We start from the raw sequence: 25,756 nt of genomic DNA, 5'->3' as shown, positions 1-25,756 counted from the left end.
CATCATAATGACAGTAAAATTATACGATAATTACACAAAAAGACGGATGCAATATTTTCCTAATGTGACTGATGAACAGTGGCATGATTGGCATTGGCAAGTTAAAAATAGAATACAGACGACAGAAGATTTAAAACGTTTTATGGACTTGTCAGACTCACAAGAACATGCGATCATGAATGTGTTAAAAACATTTAGAATGGCAATCACCCCATATTATTTAACGTTAATTAACCCAGAAAAAGGCAAACGGGATCCAATTTACTTACAGGCTATCCCGCAAATGGAAGAACTTCATTATGGGATCCATGATTCTGATGATCCGTTACATGAAGATGCGGATAGTGTTGCCCCTGGATTAACACACAGATATCCTGATCGTGTCTTATTTCTGATTACCGATATGTGTAGTATGTATTGTCGGCACTGTACCAGACGCCGTTTTGCAGGACAACAAGATTCTGGTAGTAAACTGGATCATGTTGAACAAGCCCTTGCCTATATTCGAGAACATCCAGAAGTGAATGATGTAATCTTAAGTGGTGGGGATGCATTACTTGTCAGTGATGAACGGTTAGAATATATCATTTCAGAACTACGAAAGATTGATCATATCGGCGTTATCCGTCTTGGATCAAGAACGCCAGTTGTGATGCCACAACGCATAACCCCTAAACTCGTGAATATGTTGAAAAAGTATCATCCTATTTGGGTTAATACGCATTTCAATCATTATAAAGAGTTAACCGAAGAAACAAAACATGCCCTTGATTTACTTGCGGACGCAGGAATTCCTCTTGGTAATCAAAGTGTATTATTAAAAGGTGTCAATGATTGTGTACATGTCATGAAAAAACTGGTAAAACGGTTAATCAAACTCCGGGTAAGACCGTATTATATTTATCAATGCGACCTAACAAAAGGAATTGAACACTTCCGTACACCAGTGAGTAAAGGGATTGAAATTATTGAAGGATTACGCGGGCATATTAGTGGGATTGCTGTACCAACATTTGTTGTTGATGCGCCAGGTGGTGGCGGTAAAATTCCAGTGATGCCAAACTATGTCTTAAGCCAAGCACCAGGCAAAACAATTTTACGTAATTATGAAGGTAAAATCGCAACATACTATGGCCCAACATCATACGATAATGCTTGCGATTGCGAAGATTGTGTTGCCGCAAAAGAATTAACACATATTAAACGCAGTTCATGAAACTGTCCAACCGCTTAAGCTCTTATGATGCCATCGGCATCATTGGAATGAGTAAAAATGCTGGTAAAACAACCGTATTAAACAGTTTGCTAGAAGAATATAAAACACAGTCAATCGCAATCACATCGATTGGCTTAGATGGTGAGGCATATGATACATTAACTCAACGCGTGAAACCGCGTATCATACTCTATGAAGATATGCTTGTTGCAACCGCAAAAGACGCTTTAAAAGAATCCACTGCGGACATTAAAATACTCGTCGAAACAGATATCAGAACACCCCTTGGTGTGATTATTATCGGCCGTGTAAAAAGAACGGGGACTGTCTTAGTTGCGGGACCTTCATCAAATTATGCACTTGCCCGTATTAAAGATATATTTTTAGAATTAGATGCCTATAAAATACTGATAGATGGTGCATTATTTCGAAAATCTTTTGTCACATCTCAGTTAGTTGATGCCGTAATAGTTGTTAGTGGTGCGGCTTATAGCCAAGATCTCAATAGATTGATAAACGATACTAGCTCTGTTGTCAATAGCTTAACGATTCCGCATCATCCATCCCTGAAACTAGAAGATGCCAAGTGGGCCTTATTAAGTCATGATTATAAAATAATATATGAGAGTAAAGAGTCACTCAGTTTACATCCACAATCACTACTTAAAGTGATAAACCAGACATTTAAGTATCTCCAGGTAAACGGCGCAATCAATGATGCATTATGCGCTTTTTGCTTAGAACATAGAACCTTATTTAAAGGTAAAACATTGATTGTAAATGATCCTGTCAATATTTTGTGTTCACCCAAATATATTACCTATTTGGACACTATTGGTGTCCATCTAGTCACTCGGAATACAGTCAACATCCCATTTATTGCGATTAATCCCTTTGATACGTTAGGGTATGCCTTTGATCCAACAAACATGAAAAAAGCATTCGAACAGGCATTTGATTATCCGATTATCAATGTCGTTACTGACAAGGAGGAAACATATGAGTAAACTAAATCTTTCGATTGAAACGATAGAAGAAGCCAGACAACATGCTAAGAAAATCGCAGAAGATACGCAAACCTTTATCGATCAATATACCACAGTATCTGTTGAGCGGACTGTGTGTCGTCTATTAGGGATTGATGGTGTTAATGACATTGATGTACCCTATCCGAATATCGTTGTGTCTTATATCCAAAAACATGGTGATTTGTCCTTAGGTGTTAGTCGATATATGGCAAGTTTAGTGAAGTTAACCGGATACTCACCACAAAAAATTGCCAAGGAATTAGATCAAGAACTGATTCAATTAGACCGTGTGGAAATGGTAAACGATGATGAAATCATGCCGTTATTACACCCTCATATCAATGCGTCGTTAGATCAAATTAAAACAGCGAAAACATACCGAAGTAAGAAAATAGAGGCCTTGCAAGATCCAGATAAACCGTTACTATACGTGATTGTCGCAACGGGAAATATTTATGAAGACGTCACGCAAGCTAAAGCAGCTGCACGTAATGGCGCAGATGTGATTGCTGTAATCAGAACCACGGGCCAATCATTATTAGATTATGTACCATATGGTCCCACCACAGAAGGATTTGGGGGCACGTACGCCACACAAGAGAACTTTAACATTATGCGAAACGCACTCGATGACATTGGAGATGAGTTACATAAATACATCATGCTGGTTAACTACGCCAGTGGGTTATGTATGCCAGAGATTGCCGCAATGGGCGCATTAGAACGTCTAGATATGATGTTAAATGATTCTTTATATGGTGTGCTTTTCCGTGACATTAATATGAAACGCACACTCATTGATCAATATTTCAGTCGTGTCATTAATGCGTACGCGGGCATTATTATTAATACAGGTGAAGATAATTATTTAACCACCAGTGATGCTTATGAGGAAGCCCATACCGTTTTAGCAAGTCAGTTTATAAATGAGCAATTTGCGTTTAAAGCCTTAATGCCATCGCACTTACAAGGACTTGGCCATGCGTTTGAAATAGATCCTAACTTACCAAATGGGTTTTTATATGAGTTAGCGCAAGCCGAAATGGCGCGAGAAATCTTTCCTGATGCCCCACTAAAATATATGCCACCAACGAAACATATGACAGGCAATATTTTTAAAGGCTATGCACAAAATACATTATTTAATATCGTCACCACAACGACAAAACAACGGATTCATTTACTCGGTATGCTAACTGAAGCTGTGCATACACCATTTATGAGTGATCGCTATTTAGCTATTGATAATGCACGGTATATCGAAAATACGATGAAAGATTTTTATCAAGATATTGAATTTAAGAAGGATGGTATTATTCAATCGCGCGCAAAAGATGTCTTAAAGGATGCAACACATCTTTTGAAAGACATTGATCAAAAAGGATTATTCCAAGCGATTGAAGAAGGTACATTTGCGGGGATTAAACGATCTCGTGATGGTGGAAAAGGATTAGAAGGTGTTATTAAAAAGGATGAACGTTATGTCAATCCAGTTTTAGATGAAATGAAACGGGCGATAAAGGAGGCAAACAATGGGTTATGATATAAGTGATAAAACGTATGATAAAACATTGGACTTAACACGTCTCAAACCATATGGGGATACCATGAATGATGGACGTGTTCAGTTAAGTTTCACCTTACCAATCGCCAACGATGAAGTAGGAGAAGAAGCCGCAAAAGAACTAGCAAAGACAATGGGATTAATTGATCCTTTAGTTGTCGCAAGTGAAACAGTGTCATCAACGTTTACATATTATGTGCTGTATGGCGAATTATCCCATAGTATTGATGTGACTAAGATAACAGTTGAAAAAGCAGACCATGAAACCTTATCTATGGCAGAGATTGACGATTTAATCGCAACCCATTTTGATCGTTCATTAGTTGTTGTCGGAGCTTCTACAGGCACCGATGCGCATACGGTAGGGATTGATGCCATTATGAATATGAAAGGGTACGCAGGACATTACGGTCTTGAACGCTATAAGCACATTGATGCGTATAATCTAGGCAGTCAAGTAGACAATGAAGTCCTTATCGAAGAAGCATTAAAAAAAGAAGCAGATGTCATCTTAATTAGTCAGACAGTGACACAAAAAGATGTCCATATTAAAAACCTTGTTTCTTTTATAGAATTGCTAGAGGCAGAAAAGTTAAGAGAACGGTTTATCGTCATTGTCGGAGGTCCACGTATTTCTCATAAACTTGCCAAAGAACTAGGCTTTGATGCGGGCTTTGGTCCGAAGAAGTATGCGAACGATGTAGCAAGTTTCTTTGTCAATGAACTCATAAAAAAACGATGATGCATTTGCATCATCGTTATTTATTTGTCACCATGACAACGGGCATAACCATTGGGCTACGTTCGGTTGTATTGTAAATATAATTGTTTAATATTTTCGTTATGTGACGTTTAATTTGACTAATATTAAGACTTTTTGATCGCTTTAATTTTTTCTCAATCTCTGTCTTAACTAAATTACTCATTTCTTCTGTCATGTCACTATTTTCTCGCATATAGATAAAACCTCTTGAAATAATAACAGGTTTACCAATTAAGGTGTTTTTCTCTTCATCTATTGTTACAATTGCGCTTAATAGACCATCTTTACTCAACATGTTACGGTCTTTAATGACGATATTTCCTATATTACCAATGCCACCACCATCAATATACACATTGCCTGATTGTACTTGACCACTGACACGTGCTGAATTGCTGGTAAGCGCGAGAACTTGTCCGTTATCGAGGACGAATTCATTGCCTTTTTTAATGCCTGTCATTAAGCCAGTTTGGGCATGTATTTTAAGCATGCGATATTCACCATGGATTGGCATGAAAAACTTAGGTCGCAATAACTTTAGTAAAAGTTTTTGCTCTTCACGTCCTGCATGTCCACTCGCATGAGTGTCGGTTAATGGTGAGTTTGTAATGACGTTCGCACCACGTTTGAATAACCCGTTAATTGTTTTGTTAACACCAATTTGATTCCCGGGGATCGGTGAACTACTAAAGATGACAGTATCGCCTTCTTTAATTTTAATTTGACGATGTGTCCCTGCAGCGATACGGCTGAGTGCTGCAAAAGGTTCACCTTGACTTCCAGTACAAATAATCGTTAAACGACGTTTATCTTTTTTGCTGATGCGATACATATCGACAAAGGTACCTTGTGGAGCTTTAATGTACCCCATTTCCTTACCAACCTCAACGGTTCTCAACATGCTTCTACCATAGACTGCAATCTTACGATTGGTCGCAATGCTGGCTTCAACAATTTGTTGAACACGGTGTACATTAGAAGCGAAGGTCGCAACGATGACCCGACCATCAATTTTAGTGAAAATATCTTTAATATTTTCTGAGACAGTTGTTTCACTTTTGGTAAAAGCAGGGAGTTCTGAATTGGTTGAATCACTTAATAAACAGAGAACACCTTCTTTACCGAGTTCTGCCATACGTTGATAATTGGCATCAGGTCCAGTTGGCGTAAAATCAAATTTAAAATCACCTGAATGTACAACAATCCCTTGTGGGGTGTGGACAACAATTCCAAATGAATCGGGAATACTATGGTTCGTTCTAAAGAAACTTACGCTTAGTTTACCAAATACAATTTGTTCATGTTCTTGATATTCAATTAACGAAGATCTAAACCCACGATGTTTTTTGAGTTTGTTTTTAATCAATCCGACGGCCATACCACTAGCATATATCTTAGGGATTTTAACTTGCCGTAATAAAAATGTAATCCCACCAATATGATCTTCATGACCATGGGTGATAATGAGCGCTTTGATTTTATCTTGATTCTCAAAAAGATAAGTATAATCATTGATAACATAATCAATTCCAAGTAGATAATCATCTGGAAATTTAACACCTGAATCAATAACAATGAGCTCATCTTGGAATTCGACACAATACATGTTTTTCCCGACTTCTCCAAGACCACCTAGGGCAAAAACACCGACTTCATGATTTTTAAGTCCTGTTTCACTTTTTGTCATAATTGCCTCCTTTCATTATTTATTTTCATATATATTTTCATTTTTATATGTCATACATATATTACCATATAACCACTAAAAAAGAAACTCAAACATCTCATTTAATCATTTTTAGAATCGTAAAGGTTTTCAACTAGATAGATTGTGACATTTCCATGACTCGTGTTATAATGAATAAGAGGTGCTGTAAATGACAGATAAAATCATCTTTTTTGACATTGATCGTACACTGTATGATCCGAATACAAAATCAATCCCAACCAGTACAATAAACGCATTAAAAAAACTACATGAAGCGCCTAATGTAGAAATCGCGATTGCGACTGGTCGGGCATTTTATATGTTACACATTATTGAAGAGATAAAAGAATATGTTGATATTTTTATCCTCATTAATGGTCAAATTATTATTAAAGATAATGAGACTATTTTCCGCAATCCTTTAAGTGATGATGACGTAGAACGAATCGTGACGATATTTGAAGATAACGCGTTAAAATACGGCTTTTTAGGGGAACACTCTGAAACACTCAATATTGTTGATGAAAAAGGTAAGCGTGCGTTTGAACTCGCCAGCATGACTGTGCCAGAAGTAAATCCTGATTTTTATAAAACAAATCGGATCTATCAAATGTGGGCGTTTTGTGAACAAACTGATCATCCTAAATATATGGAGGCATTAGATGATTTGAATGTTGTCCCCTGGCTAGGTGATGGATTTGATGTTTTATCAAAAGGAATGAATAAAAAAGAAGGCATTAAAACCATCTTAGAGATTTTAGAAATCCCCCTTGAACAGGCGTATGCATTTGGTGATGGTGAAAATGATATTGAAATGTTAGAGTTCATTCCACACAGTGTTGCGATGGGGAATGCATCTAAGAACGCAAAAGCAGCCGCAAAGTATATTACCACATCAATTGATGAGAATGGGATATATGAAGGCCTTAAAATGTTAGGGTTTATCGATGATTAAAGATGTCATATTTCCAAAGAATAAACCGTTAGGATATCCCTTTGATATTAAAGCGTTTAACAAGGTAGAATCGCTTGATTTGAATCATCAAAGCATTATTTTTGTTGGCGATAATGGTAGTGGGAAAAGTACATTGTTAAAAGCTTTGGCACATCATATGAAAGCTATTAATGTCAGTCATCCAAATCAAACTTTTTTTACATCAGTCATACCCTTATCTGATCAACTCCACATCGCAACCACAGCTAGAGATCATCAATCATTATTTTTTAGTGGAGAAGATTTCATTACATATATCAATTATGTGAAGAAAATGAAAGTTTCTTTACAAAGTGATATTGACACCCTTAGTGAGACCTACAAGGATAAAAATGACTATGCGAAGAGTTTACTTTTAGGGCCCTTTAAAAAAGAATTGTATGCTCTGAATAGCGCTTTTAAAAAAGCATTAGAAACACAAAGTCATGGGGAAGGGTTTTTATTTTTTTTTAAAGCACGATTTCATGATAAAGCGATCTATTTTTTAGATGAACCAGAAACCCCCTTATCCCCCATTAATCAGTATCAGTTATTGGTTTTATTATATGATTTAACACAATCAGGAGCACAAGTTATTATCGCAACCCATAGTCCGATTTTAATGGCATTGCCCAACGCGAAAATTTATCAATTTAGTGAGATCATACAAAAGATAAACTATGACGATATAGAACATGTGACATTCTTAAGACATTTTCTAAATGACCCCGAGCGTTTTACGCACAATTTGTAGGTGATTAAATGATCGCATCTGTATTAGTTGATATTAAAGTCCATCAAGTAGATCAAACGTATGATTACCGTATTCCGTTAGTTTATGAAGAACTCATAGACATTGGTATGCGTGTTATCGTACCTTTTGGACGTCGTAAAGTGATGGGGTATGTGCTTGATATTAAAGCACATTCAGAATATGATCGACTTAAAAATATCACGCGTCTAATCGACTTATCACCGACCTTAACACCTGAACTTATACGCTTAGCAAAAGACATGTCTTACCGTAATATTAGTCCCCTTGTCAGTAATTTACAGGCGATGTTGCCGAGTGCATTAAAGTCAAGTTATACCAAATATGTTACGATTGACAATAAGGCATTAGTCCCTAGTCATATCAAAAGTATTTTTAGACAAAAAAAACGGATAAAATTATCTGAAATAGACAACACACATCATAAAGATATCAAACGCTTAGAAAAAGATGGTGCATTAAGTGTCGTGACCGAAATTACACAAAAATACCAAAAGCGTTATCAAGATTATATTGTCCTAATGGATTCATCCATTTCGGTTAGAGGAAAGAAACAACAAGCTGTTATTGACTATTTAAAGAACCACAAAAAGGTGCTTAAAAAGACCTTGGTTGATGTGACAGATGCGCCTTACTCGACACTTACCTCGCTTCAATCAAAAGGCATTATTGATACCCTCGAAGAAGAAACGTATCGCACAGTCGACATGCTAACAAAACCATTAGATAAAGATATCACACTTAATACCAAGCAAGAAGCTGCTTATCATCAAATAAAAGAAGCCATCAATCAATATGATGTATTTTTACTTCATGGTGTCACAGGTAGTGGCAAAACAGAAATCTATTTAAACCTAATTGAAGAGGTTGTTAATAAAGGTCAAGAAGCTATTGTACTTGTCCCAGAAATTAGTTTAACACCAATGATGATGTCTCGTTTCCGTGGACGATTTAAAGATGATGTGGCGGTTTTGCATAGCCATCTAAGCATTGGTGAAAAGTATGATGAATGGCGAAAAATTAAACGCCAAGAAGTCCACGTTGTTGTTGGCGCAAGAAGTGCCGTATTTGCACCATTTACTAACTTAGGTATGATTATTATCGATGAAGAACATTCTGATACCTATAAACAAGATTCTGCGCCAACCTATCATGCGATTGATGTTGCTAAAATGCGTGCTAAAACCTATGATATACCGCTTGTACTCGGGAGTGCTACACCACAAATTGAAAGTTATTATCATGCCTTAAATGGGCGGTATCATTTATTAGAGTTACCTGAACGCGCTAACCAAACAACGTTGCCTGATGTCTACATTGAAGACATGACAGAAGAATTTAAATCCGGTAATCGAAGTATTTTATCGCGACGATTACATACACTTATTCAAGATAGGTTAGATAAAAACGAACAAATGATGTTATTATTAAATCGACGTGGGCACTCGACTTTTGTGATGTGCCGTAGTTGTGGTGAAGTAATTATGTGCCCTAATTGTGATATTTCGTTGACTTATCACGAACGTGATAATCATTTAAAATGTCATTATTGTGGCCATGAAACATCAAATCCTAGCGTGTGTCCAAGTTGTCAAAGTACCCATATCAGGTATATGGGGATTGGCACTGAGAAAGTACAAGAACTCATTGAAAAGATGTTTCCAAGTGCCCGTGTCATCCGTATGGATAGAGACACAACGACACGAAAAAATAGTCACGAAAAACTCTTGCATGAGTTTGAACATAAAGGGGACATACTCATCGGAACGCAAATGATTGCGAAGGGATTAGATTACCCGAATGTCACACTGGTTGGTGTATTAGCAGCGGACATGTCACTCCATTTACCAGATTACAAAGCCATTGAAAAAACATTTCAATTATTAACGCAAGTCAGCGGTCGGGCAGGGAGACATCAGATTCAAGGTGAAGTGGTGATTCAAACCTATAACGAAGATCACTATGCAATACAGTATGCCAAACGGCATGACTACATCGGCTTTTATAAAGAAGAGATTGCGATTAGAGAGTTAAGTGGTTATCGCCCAATAAAACAATTGGTCCAAATAATAGTCAGTGATCAAGACGTTAAAAAAGTCCTTAAAATAGGGACTAAAATTGTATTAAAAATACGTAAGGATGCGTTGAATAATCCACAAGTTTTAGGACCAGTTTTACCAAAAGTTGCCCGTATAAATAATCGCTATAGAGCACAAATTATAATCAAATATGAAGAAGAACATAACATTCATGATGTGTTACAAAATGTATATGATACTTACCATGATGAATGTATTATTGCAATAGACCGTCATCCAAACTTATTATAGGAGTGATTTGAAATGAAAGTAGTATTTATGGGAACACCTGAATTTGCTGTTCCAATTTTACAAGCTGTTCATGAACAATATGGCGTTGATTTAGTTGTCACGCAACCAGATAAAAAAGTGGGGAGAAAACAACGCTTGCAAGAACCCCCAGTTAAAATTACTGCGAAATCGTTAGACATTCCTGTGTTTCAACCAGACCGAATTAAAACCGATTATGATCACATTATTGAAACGCAACCAGATATCATCATCACAGCAGCGTATGGCCAAATCATACCCAAAGAAGTACTATTTGCGCCCCCACTTGGCGCAATAAATGTACATGGTAGTTTATTGCCGAAGTTACGTGGTGGCGCACCTATTCAGCGAGCTATTATGCGCGGTCATAAGGAAACAGGAATAACCATCATGTATATGGCAATGGCAATGGATAGTGGAGATATCATCGCTCAACGTTCGATTCCTATTACTAACGAGGATACAACAGGAACGTTGTTTGATAAACTGAGTTTACTTGGACGTGACCTGCTATTGGACACGCTACCAAGTATTATTGACGGAACAGCGCCTCGGATTAAACAAGATGAGACACAGGTTACATACGCCTATAATATTAAAAAGTATGAAGAGCGATTGGATCTTAGCCGGTCAAAGGATGAACTTGACTGTCAATTACGTGCCTTTTTACCTGAGCCAGGATGTTATTTAAAGATTGATGATCAACGGCTTAAAATCTATGATGCTCGTGTTTCAGATAAGCCACTAAAAAAAGAAGATGAAGCGCTTGAAAATGGGACAGTAGTCGGTATTGAAAAACGTTTCTTTACCATTAAAGTGAAAGATGGGTATCTTGATATTTATGAAGTACAATTAGCAGGGAAGATAAAAATGCCATCAATTCAGTTTCTTAACGGGGCAGGTCGTAAACTAATAACCTTAAGAAAAGTGTTTCATTAAGCAATTTCTATGATATAATATAATTACATTATTACTAGGAGGTCATTATGAAAGAACGGTCGCTTTATTCGCGAGATGAAATGTTAAATATGAATATTGCAACACTGAATGAACGAACAGTAACGGTCAAAGAAATTGCTGAGATTGCTTACCGTCAACAATCAAAATGGTCAAATAAGATTTCGATGGCAGATTGTGTCGATTCGGTGCGCAAAATTCTAAGTTTACGGGATACATTCCATATTTTACAATTAGGTGCCGAGATTGATCGCTTAACCGATGAAGGGGCATTTAAAGGGCCTATACTAAATATTCTAAAGACAGATTTAGGAATGTTTGGAATTGATGAGTTATTTGGACTTGAACTCGCAGGACTTTATGGTACAATTGGAAAGACTAACTTTGGTGATATCGATGTTAATAAACCATTGGTTGTCGATCGATTAAACAGTGATGGTAAAAAAGAAAATGGGATTTGTCATACGTTTTTAGATGATATCGTAGGTGCGATTGCAGCTGCTGCTAGTACACGTGTTGCACAAATGACAAATGAAGAAGAAGCACGAAAAGATCCTAATATTGAAGAGATACAACTTGACATCTAGATAGAGAGGGGTGACCCTTATGGCGAAAAATAATAAACGCCTAGATGATTTTTTTAGTTCTGATAAAGAAGAACCAGAAGAATTGAAAAAATATTATGAAAAGCTTAATAAAGGCGTAGATCCTAATAAACAGACGTTTATTGATAAACTCGCCAGCTTCTTTAAAAATATTGCTCAAAAAGCTGGAGCTTATTATAAAGAAGACAAGAAAAAAGAAGTACATGAAACATCAACATTCCGACGTAAAGTTCGCGTATATTATCGGTGGTTTATTCGTAAATTCACCGAGCGATTCAACTTTGAAGCGGGTGTTGATATTTTGGATGACACCAGTGTGTTATATCGCCGTAACCGGGTTAACAAGAATATATTATGGGTTATCAACATTGTGTTCATTATTTTTACATTTATTGGTAATCAAAGTAACTCTAACTATATCATTATTGCTGGTTTTGGAGTCGTTATGCTTGCGATTAATACAACCTTGAAACGGATTATTAATGAAGAACCACGAACGTTAATCAAGCAACAAATGGCAATGTATATAGGAAGTATTTATATACTTTTAGCCAGTTTTGCTGTTTATATTAAGTTACGTGTGAGTGCAGGTAATATAAATTTACTCGATATCATAAATGATACCACCATTAGTGGCGTAGTTGCACAAAACCAAATTCTTAGTTATATGACCGATATGTCGATTGCCCAAGCTGGATATATCTTAATCTATTTTAGTTTGGTTGTTATCGCGCTGTATCAAGATGCGACATTACTCCGGATATTGTTTAAATGGGTATTTGTCTTGATGTTTATAATTCATATCTTTATTATGTATCCATTATATCGCTATTCAAGCGATATCATGACATTGTATAACTACTTATTTGTCACACATACCAATGTGACAATTGATATATTACTTCGAACGCTGGTTTTGGTTGTATTTTATTTAGCCCTTTATTCTAGTGTATCTATTGGACAAATGATGAATAATAAACGGAAAGAAGAACTTGTTAAAAGACGTGGTATGGAACGTGATTTTAAAGCAGTTGTTGGTGATGTATTTGATGTCATTAACGTGTTCAATTCGCATACCATCAATCAAGACCGAGAAGATGTTCACCGCGTAGCTGAACTTGCCTTGCGCCTTGGTAGAGTCCTTGGCTTGAGTAATAATGTGTGCAGTGAAATCTATGATTATTCAGTCATCCACATTGATAAATTAAAAGATTTGAATATTTTAGAGTATGAGGATAAAGATAGTTTAACGGAGAAAGATTATACCAATATTCGTGAGAAAACCATTCTTGGAAGTGTCATTATCAAACGTCTACAGCTCAATCAAAAAAGTGAAGATATTGTGAGGGCACACTTTGAAAAAACTGCCGATCCTGCGTTTACTGAAAAAATGAAACGCGTACAACGATCGCAAGAGGGGCAAATTATTTTATTATCAGAAGTCTATGACATTTTACGGCAAGACCGTAATTATAAAAATGAACTGAAACATAAACGTGCCATTGATTTGTTACAACTTGAGTTTAAGGAGTATGTTGAACCATATATCTTAGATCGGTTCTTACGATATCAAATGGATTTTGAAAAAGTTTATGATAATTATAAGTTTCAAGAGGAGTGAAAGCAATGAATCGATTTTTTACATCAGAAAGTGTTACAGAGGGTCATCCAGATAAGATATGTGATCAGATAAGTGATGCGATATTAGACGCTATTTTAGAGAAAGATAAAGATGCTAGAGTCGCTGTTGAAACCACTGTGACAACAGGCTTAGTATTAATCGCAGGTGAAATCACAACCACATCGTATATTGATATACAAAAACTGGTTCGTAAAACCGTCAAAGATATCGGATATGATCGTGGCAAATATGGATTTGATGCCGAAAATTTAGCCGTTTTAGTAGCTATAGATGAACAATCATCTGATATTGCACAGGGGGTTAATGAAGATGAAAGTAACCATAAGGAACAAGGGGCTGGTGATCAAGGGATTATGTTTGGCTATGCCACTAATGAAACGAAAACCTACATGCCAATCACCATCGACTTAGCCCATAAACTCGCACGACGCTTAAGTGAAGTCAGAAAAGATGGCACATTAAAATATTTGCGTCCTGATGGAAAAACCCAAGTAACAATGGAATTCGATGAGAATGGAAACCCATTACGTGTTGATGCGATTGTGTTGTCAACGCAACATAGTCGAACAGTCTCACAAGAGACATTAAAAAACGATTTAAAAGCGCATGTTATTGCACAAGTGATAGATGATGCATTAATTGATGATAAGACCAAATTCTTTATTAACCCAACAGGTAAATTCGTGATTGGTGGTCCTCAAGGAGACGCAGGAGTAACTGGTCGAAAAATCATCATTGATACCTATGGTGGCGTTGGCCGACATGGTGGGGGTGCCTTCAGTGGGAAAGATCCATCAAAAGTTGACAGAAGTGCAGCGTACGCAGCAAGATATGTCGCTAAAAATATCGTTGCGGCTGGACTGGCTGATAAATGTGAAATTCAATTATCCTATGCCATCGGCGTTGCCAAGCCTATGAGCATATTCGTAGAGACATTTAATACAGCGCATGTCGCTGAAGAAACAATCGTAAAAGCGATTGAAGAAAATTTTGATTTATCTCCTAAAGGGATAATTGATGGGCTAGATTTAAAACGCCCGATTTATAAACAAACCGCTACTTATGGACATTTTGGTCGCGACGATCTATCTCTTCCTTGGGAACAACTTGATAAAGTAGATGATTTAAAACATTATTTATAATTGTTGAGGAGGCAATGTTATGACTGTTTGGGATTGGATCTTCTTAGTATCATTAATCGTAATTGTCATTATCGTAATATATACAATACGATTACGCTTATTAAATCTATGGCGTCAGGTTACTGAATTAGAAGTACAGTTTTATCGACAAATTGAACATACACTAACTGTCTATTTGACACACAAAACGTTTTTTGATGTGCCTGAAGCCAACGTCCCTTTAAAGATTTTACAAAAATATCGTAAAGATAAAATTCGAAAACTTTTCTTACACCAACGACAAGATATTTTCAGTGCGTTAAGAAATTTATACAGTATTATCGAATGGCAAGAGGACCCGGATTTAAAACCGTTGAAAAAGGCATTTCGTTCACTACAAAAAACACGGCGTACATATAATTCCAAAGTTTTATTATATAACCAAACAATTAACATTTTTCCTACGCGGTATTTAGCTATAAAGTTGGAGTTAGAAGTTAAAGAATATTTCGGATAAGAGCCTTAATAAAAGGCTCTTTTTTAATGAAAAAAATAGTGAAAAAAACAAATATAGTAAAGCGCTTACAAAAAAACTTGAAAAACCCTTGATTTCTGACATAAAGGATGTATAATAAGTAATGTGAATTGGACAATTATATTTTTATAGAGGTCGGAAAATGATGGAAAAAAACCTTTACAACAAACTCAAAGTTGTAAAATCTGTCGCCGTTTTTGTAATAAAAAACGACCTTTATTTCAATTAACTAAAAATAAAGGATGATAGCTCTTGAAGCAATCATCCTTTTTACATAATTAAAGGAGAATACTAGATGAAAACAGTCGTAATTGGAGTCATAGGAGCAGATGTACATGCAGTCGGGAATAAGATCATGGATTATGTCTTATCGAACAATGGATATGAGGTTGTGAATATTGGTGTCTTGTCTACACAAGAAGACTTTATTAACGCTGCCATTGAAACTGGCGCAGAAGCGATTTTAGTATCTAGTCTCTATGGACATGGCGAAATGGATTGTAAATTTATGAAAGAGAAATGTGAAGAAGCCGGTATCGGGCATGTAAAACTTTATGTCGGAGGAAATATTGTTGTTGGTAAACAAGACTTTACCGAAGTTAAAAAACGTTTTATGGATATGGGATTTGATCGTGTTTATGGACCCGGACAAAAAATAGAAGATGCACTCGAGGATTTGAGGGAGGATATTGGTAACTAGTGAAACCTTATTTATTGGTTGATTTTGGATCTACTTACACAAAACTCACTGCTGTTGACTTAGAAAATGAGTATATTATAGGGACTGCAAAAGCACCTACAACTGTTGAAACAAATGTATTAGAAGGATATGACCGTGCATTTAAACATTTAATGGATGATCACCCAGGAATCAGTGAGATTGCTGGTGTTTCTGCATGCAGTAGTGCTGCAGGCGGTTTAAAGATGGCGGCAATTGGCCTTGTCGAAGAACTGACTGTAGAAGCTGCTAAGCGCGCATGTTTGGGGGCGGGAGCGATTGTAGATGCTGTGTATACCCATCATATGACAAAACGTGAAGCAAGATCGTTAAAAGAAAAAAACATTGATATTATATTACTTGCTGGTGGGACCGATGGTGGTAACCAAGAATGTATTATTCATAACGCGAAACGCTTAAAAGAAATTGACATAGATGTGCCGATTATTGTGGCAGGGAATAAAGATGCTTATGATGAGATAGAAGATATCTTTGCAAATACAAATCTTGAATATTATTTTGTCGCGAATGTGATGCCTAAACTTAAGAAACTTAACGTTACGGAAGCAAAGAATCAAATTCGTAAAATTTTCATTGATCAAATTATCGATGCAAAAGGGATTTCTAAAGCCGCAGAAAAAATTGGTGACATTATCATGCCAACACCTGAAGCTGTTCTCAAAGCCGCAGAATTACTCAGCAAGGGCTATGAAGACCAAGAAGGCTATGGTGAATTAATCGTTATTGATATTGGTGGGGCAACGACGGATGTTCATACGATTGGTGAAGGTTTCCCGAAACGGACAGAAGTTATCTTAAAAGGGCTCGAAGAACCTTTTGCAAAACGGACTGTTGAAGGTGATTTAGGTATGCGTTATAGTGCGCGTGCGTTACTCAGCCTTGTCAGCAATTATGAGTTTAAGAAATATTTTGAAGAAGATGATACTTGTAATCATGATATTGAAAAATCATTAAATCGTCGAAGCCAAGAAATAGATTTTATTCCTAAAACAAAAGACGAAGAAGAATTTGATAAAGCGATCGCAAAAATCTGTTGTGATGTGTCAGTTAGCCGCCACGTTGGACACGTTGAAGTAGTCCATACACCACTTGGTGATATGTATTATCAAACAGGTAAAGATTTAACGGGTATCCAATATGTTATTGGGACAGGTGGCGTACTTATCAATCACAAGGATGCCAAACGAATCTTAAATCAAGTCAATAAAAAATCAAATAAAGCATTAGAACTCAGACCGACTAATCCTTCGATTTTGATCGATCAATCATATATATTAGCCGCAATGGGCTTATTAAGTCAGAAATACCCAAAACTCGCACTTAAACTAATGAAACAATACTTAATGTAAGGAGCTAATCATGATATCAAATAAAAAAATACCTCTAGACGAATTCTTGGCAATCCGTAAGGAAGTCTTAAGTCAGTGGAAAACAGGAGAACATCCTGATTTAGATTTAGACAAAGCAGTAGCTAAGTTAAAAGCATTGCCAAAAGAAAAACATTTTGCGTATAAATTACGTCAAGCAAAAAAAGCTGGCATCACCTTAGTTCAACCACGTGCAGGGGTTGCTTTGTTAGAGGAACATATTAAACTGTTACAGTATTTAGAAACCGAAGGTGGCGCAGATTTTTTGCCATCAACAATAGATTCATATACACGCCATAACCGTTATAATAATGCCGAAGATGGGATTAAAGAATCAGAAAAACAAGGACGATCACTACTCAACGGATTTCCCTGTGTCAACTATGGTGTTGAAGGATGTACGCGTGTTGTTAACGAAGTATCTTCGCCATTACAAGCGCGACACGGTACCCCTGATGCAAGATTATTATCAGAAATCATTCATGCCTCAGGTTGGACCAGTAACGAAGGTGGTGGAATTAGTTACAACATCCCTTATGCTAAAAATATTTCATTAGAAGATACAATTAAGTATTGGCAATATTGTGATCGTTTAGTCGGATATTATCAGGAACATGGTGTTGAACTTAACCGTGAACCATTCGGTCCACTAACAGGAACGCTTGTCCCCCCATCAATTAGTAATACTGTGGCCATTATTGAATCACTACTTGCGGCAGAACAAGGCGTTAAGAATATTACGGTTGGCTATGGACAAGGTGGAAATATGATTCAAGATGTTGCCGCACTAAGAACATTAGAAGCACAAACCAATGCATATTTAAAACGCTTTGGATACAACGATGTTTTTGTTACCACTGTGTTTCATCAATGGATGGGTGGTTTCCCATCAGATGAGAGTCAAGCCAGTGCGTTGATTGGGTATGCAAGTACCGTAGCAGCACTTGGTAAAGCGACCAAAATGATTACAAAAACCGTCCATGAATCATTCGGTATTCCTACCAAAGAAGCCAATGCTATGGGCTTAAAAACAAGTCGTTATGTAACACAATTATTAAAAGATCAAGAACTTTCTGATTCCCCTGAATTAGAAGAAGAAATGACACAAATTAAGGCTGAAGTAGATGAACTTATTCACGAAATTGTTCGCGTCGGTAAAGGGGATTTAGCACGAGGTGTCATCAAAGCCTTTAAAAATGGTCTAATTGATATCCCTTTTGCGCCTAGTGAATTAAACAATGGAAAAATTTTACCCGCAAGAGACTTAGATGGAAAAATTCGTATTCTTGAGTTTGGTAATCTTGCTTTTTCAGATACGATAAAAGCCTATCATGACAAAAAACTACAAGAACGTGCAAACCAACAAAATCGTCCATTAGATGTCAATCTTGTGATTGATGACATTTATGCTGTAGCTAATGGAAATCTTGTTGGCGACAAAGGAGAATAACGATGAAAATACAAGATGTGATTGTAAGTAAAAGTTTGACTGGTTTCTTTTTTGATGACCAGTTAGCAATCAAAGCAGGGGCTGAAAATGATGGGTTTACCTACCTTGGTGAAGTAAAAACAGATAAATTTACCCAAGTCAGACAAAAAGGAGAAGCGGTCAGTATCCAGTTATTGTTAGAAAATGGTATGATCGCAGTCGGTGACGCCGCCGCTGTTCAATATAGTGGAGCTGGTGGTCGAGATCCATTGTTTCTAGCGGAAGATGCGATAACCGTATTAAAAGAACACATTATTCCTCAGTTAATTGGGATGGATGTATCGACCTTTAAAGCGAATGTAAAATTGATTGACCATTTAGAAGTCGATGGCCATCGACTTCATTCAGCACTTCGCTATGGGATTAGTCAGGCATTACTCGATGCAACGGCGAAAGCTACCGGATTAACCATTGCAGAAGTGATTCGTAAAGAGTATGACATCGCAAAAAAGACGTATGAACGAATCCCGATTTTTGCTCAAAGTGGAGACGATAGATATACTAACGTTGATAAAATGATCATTAAAGAAGTTGAAGTTATGCCACACGCATTAATTAATAATATTAATCAAAAACTGGGGTACAAGGGTGAAATTCTTTATCACTATGTAGAATGGTTACGTAAACGCGTGTTAGATTTACGCGTTAGAAAAGACTATAACCCCGTTTTTCATATTGATGTGTATGGCACAATTGCGATTATTTTTGATGATAATATCGATAAAATTGTAAAGTACTTACTTTCCTTAGAAGACGCCGCTGCACCATTTAAACTTCGAATAGAAGGACCGATTGATGCAGACAATAGAAAAGACACCATGGAAGCATTAAAAGCTATCAAAGAAGGACTTGAAAGTTACCGCTCATCAATTGAAATCGTTGCGGATGAATGGTGTAACACCTTAGAAGATGTAAAGTATTTTGCGGATCATGATGCCTGTCATATGGTACAAGTAAAAACCCCAGACTTAGGCGGCGTTAATAATATTATTGAAGCGCTTAACTATTGTCATGAAAGAGGCATCGGTGCCTATAGTGGGGGAACGTGTAATGAAACCAATATTAGTGCTGAAATTACAACGAATATTGCCATCGCATGTGATGCCACACAGTGTTTAGCAAAACCGGGTATGGGCACAGATGAAGGGATCATGATTGTAAACAATGAAATGAATCGTACCTTAGCACGAATTCACCACAGAAAGGCAAAACAATGATGGCTCAAGCCGGAACGTTTGAATCGGGTGATTGTTTAATTAAAGTCGCTGAGAGTGAGCAGTTAGATATTCATATCGAAAGTGTTGTCAAAGCGCAATTTGGTGATCAAATACACGCCGTGATAAAGCAAGTTTTAAACGAACATGATATACAACATATTAACATAACCTGTCATGATAAAGGTGCGCTTGATTATACAATTAAAGCACGTACATTAACCGCACTTAGACGAGGTGGTTATCTTGAATAGGAGTTATTTATTTATTCCAGGCAATACCCCATCGATGATTCAAACTCTCGATGTTTTTAATGCCGATGCGATTATTATAGATTTAGAAGATAGTGTTGATGTAAGTGATAAAGATGCGGCATTAGATCTTGTTCAGACATTTTTAGAGACATTTGATATCCAAGATACTGATATCTATGTTCGCGTCAATGATTATCAATATGCTATGCCACAAGAAATTGATACATTAAATCAAACCGCGATTAAAGGGTATGTGATACCAAAAGCTAGTAAATCACTAATATCGCAAGTAGCGTCACTCACCGATAAGCCCCTTATCGCATTGATCGAAACACCTAGAAGTGTAATGAATGCATTAAAAATCGCAGATTCAACGCAAGTGATTGGTCTGATATTAGGCGCAGAAGATTTAACCCAAACATTACGGATAGAACGGACAAGTGACGGTGATGAAATTCAATTTGCTAGACATCAGATTTGTTATGCTGCACATGCCGCTGGCATTGAAGCCATCGATACGCCATTTACAAAGCCAAATGACACTGTTGGGTTAATTAAGGATACACGCATTGCCAAATCAATTGGTTTTACAGGAAAAACAGCTATTCATCCTAACCAAGTCGCAGATATAAACCAACAGTTTATCCCAAATGAACAAGCAATTCATCACGCCAAGCGGATTATTGCCAAAGCCAAGCAGAACGGTAAAGGCGCATTTAGCTTAGATGGTAAAATGATTGATAAGCCAATTATAAACCGGGCCAAGCAAGTCTTAACGGACGCTAAACATGCCGGCATACTAGCTGGTGATGATGATGAGTAAACCGGTATTTTTAAACAGCATCCCCGACCTATTTGAACATATTAATATTCATGAACATAAACATATCTCGTTTCATCATCATCTTCGTAATGGTGATGATGTGATTAATCGTGTTTTAAGTATCTATGAAGCGTATAATGTGAAAGATATCCATCTTCATCCAAGTGCTATTTTTCCCTCATACCATCGTATATTATCACTCATTAAACGCGGACAAATTACCGATATTACAACAAGTTATATTAATGGTGATGTTGGCGAATATATCTCTGAGTATGGCTTAAAAGGGAACCTACTTATGACCAGTCATGGGACTAGAGCAAGAGGCATTATCGAGGGAAAAGAGTCGATTAATATTGCCTATTTAGCGGTTCCTACGGTTGATCAAAATGGAAATGGAACAGGAACGATTGGACCTAGCCGATGTGGTAGTTTAGGCTATGCTGTTGCTGATAGTGAACATGCTGATATTGTCGTATTAATAACTGATAATATTGTTGATGAAACGCTCATTAATCCACAAATAGATGGACGTCATGTTGATTATGTGATTACCGTAGAAAGTATTGGTGATCCAAAAGGGATTGTCTCAGGGATAACACAACTCACAACCAATCCCATTGGCGTTAAAATTGCACATACGGCAGCAACAATATTAACGTCTTTATCATCTATGAAATCAGGCTTTTCTTACCAAAGTGGAGCCGGAGGTATAAGCCTTAAAGTTACCGATTATTTACGTCAATATATGGAAACATCTAATATAAAAGCTCAGTTTTTTAGTGGCGGAATTACAGCTTATCATGTTAATATGTTAACAGAAGGACTCGTAGAAGAGTTATATGATGTACAATGTTTTGATTTACGTGCCGTTGAGTCAATCAGTCAGTATGAACATCATCATGCCATTAGTGCATCAAAATATGCGAACCCACAGGATGATACCCGTGTGATTAAAGCGTTAGACTTTGTCATATTAGGCGCAACCGAAATAGATGTTAACTTCAATTGTAATGTCACTACCGATTCTTTCAATACCATTATTGGAGGTAGTGGTGGCCATCATGACGTTGCTGAAGAAGCAAATGTAACCATTGTTGTCTCACCTTTAATCAAGGGACGGATACCCATTGTAAAAGACCGGGTTACAACAATTACTACACCAGGACAACACATTGATATTTTTGTGACAGAGCGTGGTGTTGCAATTAATCCTAACCGTGAGGATTTAATTAATGAATTATCACAAACCAATATTAATCTCTTACCAATTGACACATTAAAAAACATTGCAGAAAACTATACCGGTAAACCAAAAGAGATAGGGCAGTCACACGAGCCAATAGGCTATATATTAGATCGTGATTATAACCGGATTGACACACTCTATAAAAAGAAGGGATAGCATGATTGAAATTAAAGAAGTATTACTTGATTCTGAAAGAACAGATCGTAACGCATTTTTAAAACAATTTAATATGACATGTGATAATGACGTCACATACTCAGTTTTGGCTTACGATCAAGAAACAATCATTGGGACAGCGTCTTTAGCGAACAATGTGATGAAATGCTTCTTAGTTGATCCAAACTATCAAGACAACCAAATTATGACCAAATTATTTCATCATTTGGTGAAAGTCCTTGATGCAAAAAACGTGCATCATTATTTTGTCTATACCCCAAATGATAATCAAAAGATTTTTGAAACACTGCATATGAAAACACTCGTAAAAACGATGAATACAACCCTGCTTGAAGGTGGGGATACTATTGATCACGTATTAACTAACTTAAAGCATGATTATAATGTATCAGATGAAGAACATGCTGCTATTATTATGAACGCTAATCCGATGACATTAGGTCATTTACATCTTGTCGAAACAGCCGCAGATGAGCACGACCATGTTTTGGTCTTTGTCGTGAGTGAAGATGTGAGTAAATTTCCATTTGAAGATCGATTTTCACTCATTAAAAAAGCAACAAAACACATGGATAATGTGACGGTATTACCCACATTAGACTACTTGGTTTCAAAAATCACATTCCCTAAATACTTTTTAAAAGAAGACCAATTAATTAAAGATGAACAAACGCTAATTGATGTCTTAGTCTATAAAGAATACTTTGTCCCGATTTTTAATATTACATGCCGATATTTAGGTGAAGAACCCTATAGTTATAACACGAAAAAATATAATACTGTTCTCAAAGATCACCTAGGAAATCATATAAAAATTATAAAGCGGAAAGAACTGTTTAATCACCCAATTAGTGCATCTTTTGTACGTAAATTGATTCGCGCAAACAAATTGGATAAAGTGAAACCTTATGTACCTGATGTTACTTTTGAATACTTAAAGAGTGATCAAGGACAAAAAGTCATCAATGCCATTCAAAATAGTGAATGGAGTCGTCATTAATGGATATTTTATCCGCACGAGAAGCACGCAGTCATCACATTCAAAGAGTGATGACTGCGTTTCCTAATAAGACATGTGTTGTACTAAAATTAAACATGGTAGGTCCCGATAAAAACCCTAAAGCGTTTCAATGGATTATAACGTACTATCACATTCAATTACAGACTCAGTTTAACTCGCACATAATACGTCATAGTTATCATGAAAGTGTCGATGGGAATTACTTCTTATATATAGTAAAAAGAGATCCTAAACTGGTAAAAGACCATATGGTTGCGTTAGAAGACGATAGTGCTTTAGGCCGGCTTATAGACATTGATGTCTACCATCAACATCCGCTCACACGAAAGCGCCCGCGACAATGTATCATCTGTGATGATTTAGCGCATCATTGTGTAAGATCCCAAGCTCATTCGGTTGAAGACGTTCGTTCCATAATGACATCGATCATGCATAACGCCTTAACTGCGTACATGACACATATCACCATTGAATCAATGATTGAAGAAGTTAACCTTTACCCTTGTTTTGGACTGGTAAGTAACAAGGATGCAGGGTGTCATAAGGATATGAATTCTGACACATTTCTTGCAAGTATTCGTGCGTTAAAACCTTTTATAAAAGCGTATTTAGAAGAAGACGATTCAAAAAAACTGAAAGCGATTGGATTGAACGCTGAAAAAGCAATGTTTGAGGCTACCGAAGGCATCAATACCCATAAAGGGTTAATATTTCTCTTAGGTATCTTCTTGCCGGTGCTAAAACAAGCAATTGTTTCAGGACATTCCATCGCGCATTTTCATAACAACTTAACAACTTTAGCAAACAGTATTGTGGGGGATTATTATAACAATTTAAAACTTCCCCAAACAGCTGGGGATAGAAGTTATATTGATTATCAGACCAAAGGCGTAAGAGGCATTGCGTTAGATGGATTTGATGTTGTTTTAAATCAACCACCGTTTAATACTGACTATGATAGATTATTATATTTTATGGCTAACATAGATGATACGACAATCATTCATAAAACCTCTTATGAAACATTAAAGCGTGTCAAAAAAGAGATCAAGGCATTGATTGAACAGGGAGGATATCCCCATAACCATGCACGGTATAATGCGTTGAGTAACACCTACAAAAAAGCAGGTATCTCACCGGGTGGTAGTGCTGATTTATGGGTTATATCTCGCTTATTTGAAACGTTCAAACCCTATTTAAAAAGAGAACACATTTAATTTAGAATGGGTTCTCTTTTGGTATTTTTATGATATTTTGCACCTTGATACGTGTCACGCCGTCGCATTTCTTTATCGATTTCATTCATTACAACAAATTTTTTAAGACTCCATTTCGGTTCAATTAATAACGCTTTAGGTGCATCCCCAGTGAGTCTATGGATAATGATATCATCTCTAAGCCATTCTAGTTGATCACATACGATATCTACATATTCATTAAGGGATAAGATTGAAAACGGGTCTTTCTCATATAAGTGACCTAATTGTGTGTGTTTCATCACATGTAAGAGATGAATTTTAACACCTTGTATATCAAATTGGTTCAAGTATTTAACAGTCTCAATCATATCCGCTTTTGATTCAATATGAAAGCCATTAATAATATGAACGACTACCTCAATATTGCGCTTTCTAAGTTCTTTGACCGCGGTTTCAAAGCATTCAAGTGAATGCAATCTGTTGATAAATTTACTGGTTTTATCATGAATCGATTGAAGACCGAGTTCAACAGTTAAATCAGTTTTTTGATTATATGATTCAAGTAACGTATATACCTCGTCTGTTAATGCATCACAACGCGTTCCAATATTTAACCCTACAATTGAATCGTCCGCCATAAGGGCTTCGTTATATAAGGCATCCAATTCTTGTACGGGTTTATAGGTGTTTGTATTTGCTTGAAAATACGCAATCGTGTAGGCATCAGACCATTTTTGAGACATTCTAGCTTTTATGTTTGAAAATTGTTTTGTGATGGTATTATCTTTATTACCAGCGAAGTCACCACTGCCAAGTGGTGTGCAATAAATACAGCCTTTAGTACCTTTAGACCCATCTTTATTTGGGCAAGTAAATCCGCCATCTAAGGCAACCTTAAAAACCTTTTTACCGTATTTAGCTTTTAAATAGGCACTTAAGGTATTATATCGTTTTTCTTTTGTCATTAAATTTTTTATCATTTTTTTTCACCT

Annotated in this window: 23 protein-coding genes; 21 read left to right on the top strand and 2 right to left on the bottom strand. The window is 36.6% G+C overall.

The annotated features are described in order from the left end of the window. Positions 1-7: 7 nt before the first annotated feature. Genes ablA through UMR38_01745 form a run of 4 tightly spaced genes read left to right on the top strand, consistent with a single transcriptional unit; the run spans position 8 to position 4,550 of the window. Positions 8-1,216: a lysine 2,3-aminomutase gene (ablA, locus tag UMR38_01760; protein MEC9484586.1), complete on the top strand. Its 1,209-nt coding sequence runs from the start codon at positions 8-10 to the stop codon at positions 1,214-1,216. Continuing rightward, positions 1,213-2,223: a hypothetical protein gene (locus UMR38_01755; protein MEC9484585.1), complete on the top strand. Its 1,011-nt coding sequence runs from the start codon at positions 1,213-1,215 to the stop codon at positions 2,221-2,223. Before ablA ends, UMR38_01755 begins: the two co-directional genes overlap by 4 nt. Continuing rightward, positions 2,216-3,787, top strand: a complete 1,572-nt coding sequence (locus UMR38_01750) for a lysine 5,6-aminomutase subunit alpha (protein ID MEC9484584.1) — start codon at positions 2,216-2,218, stop codon at positions 3,785-3,787. Before UMR38_01755 ends, UMR38_01750 begins: the two co-directional genes overlap by 8 nt. Continuing rightward, positions 3,777-4,550, top strand: a complete 774-nt coding sequence (locus UMR38_01745) for an OAM dimerization domain-containing protein (protein MEC9484583.1) — start codon at positions 3,777-3,779, stop codon at positions 4,548-4,550. Before UMR38_01750 ends, UMR38_01745 begins: the two co-directional genes overlap by 11 nt. 16 nt (positions 4,551-4,566) lie before the next feature. Here the strand turns inward: UMR38_01745 and UMR38_01740 are convergent, their stop codons facing one another. Then, positions 4,567-6,258: a ribonuclease J gene (locus tag UMR38_01740; protein ID MEC9484582.1), complete on the bottom strand. Its 1,692-nt coding sequence runs from the start codon at positions 6,256-6,258 to the stop codon at positions 4,567-4,569. 190 nt (positions 6,259-6,448) lie between these two features. Here UMR38_01740 and UMR38_01735 point away from each other — a divergent pair, with 190 nt between their 5' ends. The 17 genes from UMR38_01735 to citX all read left to right on the top strand — a co-directional run bounded on the left by UMR38_01735 (position 6,449) and on the right by citX (position 24,782). Then, the gene (locus UMR38_01735; GenBank protein MEC9484581.1) at positions 6,449-7,234 is read left to right on the top strand and encodes a Cof-type HAD-IIB family hydrolase; all 786 of its coding nucleotides are present in this window, start codon (positions 6,449-6,451) and stop codon (positions 7,232-7,234) included. Further along, complete coding sequence (locus tag UMR38_01730; GenBank protein MEC9484580.1) at positions 7,227-8,006, top strand: AAA family ATPase; 780 nt, start codon at positions 7,227-7,229, stop codon at positions 8,004-8,006. The genes UMR38_01735 and UMR38_01730 overlap by 8 nt, the downstream gene beginning before the upstream one ends. Positions 8,007-8,014: 8 nt before the next feature. After that, on the top strand, positions 8,015-10,354 hold the full coding sequence (gene priA / locus UMR38_01725) for a primosomal protein N' (protein ID MEC9484579.1): 2,340 nt from the start codon (positions 8,015-8,017) through the stop codon (positions 10,352-10,354). Positions 10,355-10,366: 12 nt separating this feature from the next. Continuing rightward, entirely contained in the window at positions 10,367-11,311 is a 945-nt protein-coding gene (gene fmt, locus UMR38_01720; protein MEC9484578.1) for a methionyl-tRNA formyltransferase, read from the top strand. 47 nt (positions 11,312-11,358) lie between these two features. After that, positions 11,359-11,916 carry a phosphatidylglycerophosphatase A gene (locus UMR38_01715; protein MEC9484577.1) on the top strand — a complete coding sequence of 186 codons (558 nt, stop codon included), beginning with the start codon at positions 11,359-11,361 and terminating at the stop codon, positions 11,914-11,916. A gap of 19 nt (positions 11,917-11,935) precedes the next feature. Then, a complete protein-coding gene (locus tag UMR38_01710) occupies positions 11,936-13,555 on the top strand; it encodes a hypothetical protein (GenBank protein MEC9484576.1) in 1,620 nt (539 codons plus the stop codon). A gap of 5 nt (positions 13,556-13,560) precedes the next feature. Then, the gene (gene metK, locus UMR38_01705; GenBank protein MEC9484575.1) at positions 13,561-14,718 is read left to right on the top strand and encodes a methionine adenosyltransferase; all 1,158 of its coding nucleotides are present in this window, start codon (positions 13,561-13,563) and stop codon (positions 14,716-14,718) included. 19 nt (positions 14,719-14,737) lie between these two features. Continuing rightward, positions 14,738-15,214, top strand: a complete 477-nt coding sequence (locus UMR38_01700) for a hypothetical protein (protein MEC9484574.1) — start codon at positions 14,738-14,740, stop codon at positions 15,212-15,214. A 313-nt stretch (positions 15,215-15,527) separates the two neighbouring features. Next, positions 15,528-15,932 carry a methylaspartate mutase subunit S gene (gene glmS / locus UMR38_01695; GenBank protein ID MEC9484573.1) on the top strand — a complete coding sequence of 135 codons (405 nt, stop codon included), beginning with the start codon at positions 15,528-15,530 and terminating at the stop codon, positions 15,930-15,932. Then, entirely contained in the window at positions 15,932-17,320 is a 1,389-nt protein-coding gene (gene glmL, locus UMR38_01690; protein ID MEC9484572.1) for a methylaspartate mutase accessory protein GlmL, read from the top strand. Before glmS ends, glmL begins: the two co-directional genes overlap by 1 nt. 10 nt (positions 17,321-17,330) lie before the next feature. Continuing rightward, positions 17,331-18,788, top strand: a complete 1,458-nt coding sequence (locus tag UMR38_01685; GenBank protein MEC9484571.1) for a methylaspartate mutase subunit E — start codon at positions 17,331-17,333, stop codon at positions 18,786-18,788. Positions 18,789-18,790: 2 nt separating this feature from the next. Then, the gene (locus tag UMR38_01680; protein MEC9484570.1) at positions 18,791-20,044 is read left to right on the top strand and encodes a methylaspartate ammonia-lyase; all 1,254 of its coding nucleotides are present in this window, start codon (positions 18,791-18,793) and stop codon (positions 20,042-20,044) included. Further along, positions 20,041-20,295 carry a citrate lyase acyl carrier protein gene (gene citD / locus UMR38_01675; protein MEC9484569.1) on the top strand — a complete coding sequence of 85 codons (255 nt, stop codon included), beginning with the start codon at positions 20,041-20,043 and terminating at the stop codon, positions 20,293-20,295. Before UMR38_01680 ends, citD begins: the two co-directional genes overlap by 4 nt. After that, a complete protein-coding gene (locus UMR38_01670) occupies positions 20,288-21,118 on the top strand; it encodes a CoA ester lyase (protein MEC9484568.1) in 831 nt (276 codons plus the stop codon). Before citD ends, UMR38_01670 begins: the two co-directional genes overlap by 8 nt. Then, positions 21,111-22,523: a citrate lyase subunit alpha gene (locus UMR38_01665; GenBank protein ID MEC9484567.1), complete on the top strand. Its 1,413-nt coding sequence runs from the start codon at positions 21,111-21,113 to the stop codon at positions 22,521-22,523. Before UMR38_01670 ends, UMR38_01665 begins: the two co-directional genes overlap by 8 nt. Before the next feature lies 1 nt (position 22,524). Beyond that, entirely contained in the window at positions 22,525-23,544 is a 1,020-nt protein-coding gene (locus UMR38_01660) for a GNAT family N-acetyltransferase (GenBank protein ID MEC9484566.1), read from the top strand. Further along, positions 23,544-24,782: a citrate lyase holo-[acyl-carrier protein] synthase gene (gene citX, locus UMR38_01655; protein ID MEC9484565.1), complete on the top strand. Its 1,239-nt coding sequence runs from the start codon at positions 23,544-23,546 to the stop codon at positions 24,780-24,782. Before UMR38_01660 ends, citX begins: the two co-directional genes overlap by 1 nt. Here citX and UMR38_01650 read toward each other — a convergent pair. After that, a complete protein-coding gene (locus UMR38_01650) occupies positions 24,779-25,744 on the bottom strand; it encodes a TIGR01212 family radical SAM protein (protein MEC9484564.1) in 966 nt (321 codons plus the stop codon). The two genes, citX and UMR38_01650, sit on opposite strands and share 4 nt — an antisense overlap. Between the last annotated feature and the right edge of the window lie 12 nt (positions 25,745-25,756).

This window comes from Candidatus Izemoplasma sp. (assembly GCA_036172455.1).
In the GTDB taxonomy this organism is placed as follows: domain Bacteria; phylum Bacillota_I; class Bacilli_A; order Izemoplasmatales; family Izemoplasmataceae; genus JAIPGF01.
The sequence above is the reverse complement of the archived record's forward strand: the minus strand, read 5'-3'. Positions and strand labels throughout refer to the sequence as shown.

Bases quoted from the DNA above. Each gene is read 5' to 3' on its own strand.
- ablA (MEC9484586.1), top strand. From the start codon at position 8: ATGACAGTAAAATTATACGATAATTACACAAAAAGACGGATGCAATAT.
- UMR38_01755 (MEC9484585.1), top strand. From the start codon at position 1,213: ATGAAACTGTCCAACCGCTTAAGCTCTTATGATGCCATCGGCATCATT.
- UMR38_01750 (MEC9484584.1), top strand. From the start codon at position 2,216: ATGAGTAAACTAAATCTTTCGATTGAAACGATAGAAGAAGCCAGACAA.
- UMR38_01745 (MEC9484583.1), top strand. From the start codon at position 3,777: ATGGGTTATGATATAAGTGATAAAACGTATGATAAAACATTGGACTTA.
- UMR38_01740 (MEC9484582.1), bottom strand. From the start codon at position 6,258: ATGACAAAAAGTGAAACAGGACTTAAAAATCATGAAGTCGGTGTTTTT.
- UMR38_01735 (MEC9484581.1), top strand. From the start codon at position 6,449: ATGACAGATAAAATCATCTTTTTTGACATTGATCGTACACTGTATGAT.
- UMR38_01730 (MEC9484580.1), top strand. From the start codon at position 7,227: ATGATTAAAGATGTCATATTTCCAAAGAATAAACCGTTAGGATATCCC.
- priA (MEC9484579.1), top strand. From the start codon at position 8,015: ATGATCGCATCTGTATTAGTTGATATTAAAGTCCATCAAGTAGATCAA.
- fmt (MEC9484578.1), top strand. From the start codon at position 10,367: ATGAAAGTAGTATTTATGGGAACACCTGAATTTGCTGTTCCAATTTTA.
- UMR38_01715 (MEC9484577.1), top strand. From the start codon at position 11,359: ATGAAAGAACGGTCGCTTTATTCGCGAGATGAAATGTTAAATATGAAT.
- UMR38_01710 (MEC9484576.1), top strand. From the start codon at position 11,936: ATGGCGAAAAATAATAAACGCCTAGATGATTTTTTTAGTTCTGATAAA.
- metK (MEC9484575.1), top strand. From the start codon at position 13,561: ATGAATCGATTTTTTACATCAGAAAGTGTTACAGAGGGTCATCCAGAT.
- UMR38_01700 (MEC9484574.1), top strand. From the start codon at position 14,738: ATGACTGTTTGGGATTGGATCTTCTTAGTATCATTAATCGTAATTGTC.
- glmS (MEC9484573.1), top strand. From the start codon at position 15,528: ATGAAAACAGTCGTAATTGGAGTCATAGGAGCAGATGTACATGCAGTC.
- UMR38_01685 (MEC9484571.1), top strand. From the start codon at position 17,331: ATGATATCAAATAAAAAAATACCTCTAGACGAATTCTTGGCAATCCGT.
- UMR38_01680 (MEC9484570.1), top strand. From the start codon at position 18,791: ATGAAAATACAAGATGTGATTGTAAGTAAAAGTTTGACTGGTTTCTTT.
- citD (MEC9484569.1), top strand. From the start codon at position 20,041: ATGATGGCTCAAGCCGGAACGTTTGAATCGGGTGATTGTTTAATTAAA.
- UMR38_01665 (MEC9484567.1), top strand. From the start codon at position 21,111: ATGAGTAAACCGGTATTTTTAAACAGCATCCCCGACCTATTTGAACAT.
- UMR38_01660 (MEC9484566.1), top strand. From the start codon at position 22,525: ATGATTGAAATTAAAGAAGTATTACTTGATTCTGAAAGAACAGATCGT.
- citX (MEC9484565.1), top strand. From the start codon at position 23,544: ATGGATATTTTATCCGCACGAGAAGCACGCAGTCATCACATTCAAAGA.
- UMR38_01650 (MEC9484564.1), bottom strand. From the start codon at position 25,744: ATGATAAAAAATTTAATGACAAAAGAAAAACGATATAATACCTTAAGT.